This is a genomic window from Phenylobacterium aquaticum, from assembly GCF_022695515.1.
GTDB lineage: Bacteria > Pseudomonadota > Alphaproteobacteria > Caulobacterales > Caulobacteraceae > Phenylobacterium > Phenylobacterium aquaticum.
Genome location: NZ_JALDPT010000081.1, coordinates 1 through 4,016, shown reverse-complemented (window position 1 = coordinate 4,016; position 4,016 = coordinate 1). Strand labels below are relative to the sequence as shown.

The following is a 4,016-nucleotide window of genomic DNA, read 5'->3' as shown; positions in this document are numbered from 1 at the left end:
GGCCGCCCCTGCGCCCGTCGCCGCCGCGGCCGCGCCCGCCGCGGAAGCCGCCCCGGCCGCCGTCAGCGGCGATGCGGTGAAGTCGCCCATGGTCGGCACCATCTATCTGCAGCCCCAGCCCGAGGCGCCGCCCTTCGTGAAGGTCGGCGACAGCGTGACGGCGGGCCAGACCCTGATGATCGTGGAAGCCATGAAGACCATGAACCCGATCCCGTCGCCTAAGGCCGGCAAGGTCATCGAGATCCTGGTCAATGACGGCCAACCCGTCGAGTTCGGCGAACCCCTGATCGTCATCGGGTAGGATCATGTTCGACAAGATCCTGATCGCCAATCGCGGCGAGATCGCGCTGCGGGTCCACCGGGCCTGCAAGGAAATGGGCATCGCCACCGTGGCCGTCCATTCGGAAGCCGACGCCAACGGCATGTGGGTGCGGCTGGCCGACGAGAGCGTCTGCATCGGCCCGGCGCCGGCGTCCAAGAGCTATCTGAACATCCCGTCCATCATCGCCGCGGCGGAGATCACGGGCGCGCAAGGGATTCACCCGGGCTACGGCTTCCTGTCCGAGAACGCCCGCTTCGCCGAGATCGTCAACGCCCACGGCTTCACCTTCATCGGGCCCAAGCCCGAGCACATCAAGATGATGGGCGACAAGATCACCGCCAAGCAGGCGGTGAAGGACGCCGGCATCCCCGTGGTGCCCGGCTCCGACGGCGCGATCACCACCGAGGAGGAGGCTTTCGCCGCCGCCAAGGAGATCGGCTTCCCCGTCCTGATCAAGGCCGCCGCCGGCGGCGGCGGGCGCGGCATGAAGGTCGCCCAGACCGAGGCCGACCTGGCCGAGGCGGTCTCCACCGCCCGCTCCGAGGCCCGCGCAGCCTTCGGCGACGACGCCGTCTATATGGAGCGCTACCTCCAGACCCCGCGTCACATCGAGTTGCAGGTCATCGCCGACAGCTTCGGCAATGTCTGCCACCTGGGCGAACGCGACTGCTCCCTGCAGCGCCGTCACCAGAAGGTGCTGGAAGAGGCCCCCTCCCCGGTCATCGACGCCGAGGCCCGCGCCAAGATCGGCAAGGTCGTGGTCGATGCGGTCAAGGCCATCGGCTATCTGGGCGTCGGCACCATCGAGTTCCTGTATGAGAACGGCGAGTTCTTCTTCATCGAGATGAACACGCGCCTGCAGGTCGAGCACCCGGTCACCGAGGCCATCACCGGCATCGACCTGGTCCGTGAGCAGATTCGTATCGCCGCCGGCCTGCCGCTGTCCTTCGCCCAGAAGGACGTGGTGTTCGAGGGCCACGCCATCGAGTGCCGGATCAACGCCGAGAACCCGCGCACCTTCGTGCCCTCGCCCGGCATGGTCACCGACTTCCACGCCCCCGGCGGCCTGGGCGTGCGGTTGGATTCGGCCATGTACGCCGGCTATTCGATCCCGCCCTATTACGACAGCCTGATCGGCAAGCTGATCGTCCATGGCCGCGACCGTGAGGAGTGCATCGCGCGCCTCAACCGCTGCCTGGGCGAGATCGTGGTGGGCGGCATCGAGACCACCATCCCCCTGTTCCAGGACCTGCTGCTGCAGCCCGACATCCTGGCCGGGAACTACAACATCCACTGGCTGGAACGCTGGCTGAAGGCTCAGGCCGAGGAGGCCTGAGCCGGCCCGGCGTCCGGCGACCTCCGATCGCCCGCTGACAGGCTAGATGCTCCGAGATGGACGCGTTCGACGCCCAGGACCTGCTCAACTGCTACGCCCATGGGGTTTTCCCCATGGCGGACGCGCGCGACGATGAGAACGTCTTCCTGATCGACCCCCAGCGGCGCGGGGTCATTCCCCTCGACGGCTTCCATGTCAGCCACCGGCTGGCGCGGACCGTCCGGCGAGATCCCTTCGAGATCCGCTTCGACACCGCCTTCTCCCAGGTGGTCGCCGCCTGCGCGGAGGCCAGGCCCGGCCGCGATGAGACCTGGATCAACGGGACGATCGAGAGCCTCTACGGCGAGCTGTTCGAGATGGGCCACGCCCACAGCGTCGAGTGCTGGCTGGACGGCGAGCTGGTCGGCGGCCTCTACGGCGTGTCGCTCGGCGCCGCCTTCTTCGGCGAGAGCATGTTCTCGCGCCGGACCGACGCCTCGAAGGTGGCCCTGGTCCATCTGGTGGCCCGGCTGATCGCCGGCGGCTATGTGCTGCTCGACACCCAGTTCATGACCGACCACCTCGCGCGGTTCGGCGCGCAGGAGATCCCGCGGCTCGACTATCATCGCAGGCTCGCCAAGGCGCTGGAGCGCCAGGCGGATTTTCAGGGGTTCGGCGGATTGGCCGGCATCGGCGGCATGGCCGGCTTGGCCGAGACCGCCGGCTTGAGCGCGACGGGTTTGGGCTCCGACGCCGCGGGCTTGGCCGCAGGGGCGGTCGGCTTGGCGGCCTTGCCGGCCAAGGTCGCAGGCTTGGTCCCCGCCGGCGGACTGACGGCGGCCGGGGCCATGACCGGGGCGTTGGCCTTGCAGGTGATCAGCCAGGCGTCATAGACCGGGTGCTGCAGCGGGTTCAGGCCGGGCGAGGAGGCGTACATCCAGCCCCTGAACACCTGGCGCGGCGCGGGCGTGGGCCGGCCGGGCGTCGGCTTGGGCTGTGAATCGATGGTCATATAGGCGATGGAATCCTCCATCGGCTCATCCGCCGCCGCCTGCTCGCAGGCCTTCACCGTGAACACCAGGGTCTTGTAGCGCACGGGCTGACCGACCGCGGCCTCGAAGCGCACGGTCTCGGCCGTCACCTTGTCGAGGGCCTGCAGGATGGCGACGTCATAGCGGGCGCGCTTGACGGTGCTGTCGGCCGGCTTGTCGGCGACCTGGGCCTTGGGCGGCGCGGCGGGCGCGACCTCCGAGGCCTGCATGGGCGGAGTAGCGACCGGCGCGGGCGTAGCCACCACCTCGGGCGGCGCCTCCTCGGCGGCTGGGGCCTGGGGCGCGACCGGCGCGCTGGGGGCCTGGGTCGCCGTCTGGGCGGTCCCCGCCTGGGACAGGCCCAGCAGGACCAGGCCGCCCAGGCCGGCGGTCGCGAGGATGAGGGTCCGCCGCATGATCTATTCCGGGCGCCAGGCCTCGTAGTCGCCGGCCGCCTTCTGGCGCTCGCCGCCCCGGGCGATCGAGCCCTTGGGCCGCCAGGCGTGGACGGTGCCGGTGAGGTTCGGCTGGGTGTCCTTCTCCCACGACCGGCGCAGCAGCGGCGCCACGGTCGGCGGCTCGTCGAAGGTGTGGTGCAGCCAGCCGTGCCATTCGGCCGGGACCTTCGAGGCCTCGGCGTAGCCGTTATAGATCACCCAGCGGCGCTTGCGGCCGTCATAGGAATCCGAGGTGTCCTTGGCCTGGTAGTAGCTGTTGCCCAGCTCGTCCTTGCCCACGAAGACGCCGCGGCGCCAGAACGTGAACCGCGCGCCGATGGTCGCGCCATTCCACCAGGTAAAGATCGCTTTCAGCACGGTTGTTGCGAGTCCGGAACGGTTGGGAGGCGGCCGGACTATAGGGTTCCGCCTGGGGGGCGTCCAGCCGCGCGAACATCGCAAGATGTTGGGGATAGCCGCCCCCGCGACCGCAACATCTATTGCGAGCGGCCGGCCGGCCCCGTAACCTCTCCTGATAGGAGAACCCCACGTGCGTACGGAACCGGCGAGGATCGAGCGCAGGCCCCTGGAACGGGCCGGCCAAGTCGTCGAGGTGCTCGCCCCGTCGAGCTGGACCGACGCGCGAGTCGAGGCCTGGCTGGACTGGGCCCAGGGCGAGACCGACCTGCCCGCCGCCTTCTTCCGCCGCGCCGAGGTGATCGCCGAGCTGGGCGAGGCCCAGGGCCTGTTCGCCGACGCCTCGACCCGCGGCGCCTTCCGCCGCGACCTGGGCGCGGCGCTCCTGACCGGCAAGCTGGCCCTGTCGGAGCCGTCCTTCGCCCCGCCCCTGCGCCTGGTCGAGGCCACTGCCCCCGGACTGCGCCCCGGCCCTGGCCGGCCTGCGCGCCGAG

The 4,016-nt window shown here is 70.1% G+C and carries 4 protein-coding genes and 2 pseudogenes; 4 read left to right on the top strand and 2 right to left on the bottom strand.

The annotated features are described in order from the left end of the window. The 3 genes and pseudogenes from accB to aat all read left to right on the top strand — a co-directional run. On the top strand, positions 1-301 hold a 301-nt coding region (accB, locus tag MQH10_RS26135), incomplete at its 5' end, for an acetyl-CoA carboxylase biotin carboxyl carrier protein (RefSeq protein ID WP_242566894.1). Positions 302-305: 4 nt separating this feature from the next. Then, on the top strand, positions 306-1,658 hold the full coding sequence (accC, locus tag MQH10_RS26130) for an acetyl-CoA carboxylase biotin carboxylase subunit (protein WP_242566893.1): 1,353 nt from the start codon (positions 306-308) through the stop codon (positions 1,656-1,658). 56 nt (positions 1,659-1,714) lie between these two features. Continuing rightward, a pseudogene (gene aat, locus MQH10_RS26125) lies at positions 1,715-2,359 on the top strand (leucyl/phenylalanyl-tRNA--protein transferase); the annotation flags it as partial. Here aat and MQH10_RS26120 read toward each other — a convergent pair. Together MQH10_RS26120 and MQH10_RS26115 are read right to left on the bottom strand one after the other, a co-directional pair. Continuing rightward, positions 2,302-2,898 (bottom strand): DUF2155 domain-containing protein, encoded by a 597-nt coding sequence (locus tag MQH10_RS26120; protein ID WP_419720807.1) that lies wholly within the window; start codon positions 2,896-2,898, stop codon positions 2,302-2,304. The pseudogene aat and the gene MQH10_RS26120 sit on opposite strands and share 58 nt — an antisense overlap. A 189-nt stretch (positions 2,899-3,087) precedes the next feature. Beyond that, positions 3,088-3,483, bottom strand: a complete 396-nt coding sequence (locus MQH10_RS26115) for an NADH:ubiquinone oxidoreductase subunit NDUFA12 (RefSeq protein ID WP_242566891.1) — start codon at positions 3,481-3,483, stop codon at positions 3,088-3,090. A 172-nt stretch (positions 3,484-3,655) separates the two neighbouring features. On the opposite strand from MQH10_RS26115, the pseudogene MQH10_RS26110 reads away from it, so the two are divergent. Then, positions 3,656-4,016: pseudogene (locus MQH10_RS26110) on the top strand (hypothetical protein); the annotation flags it as partial.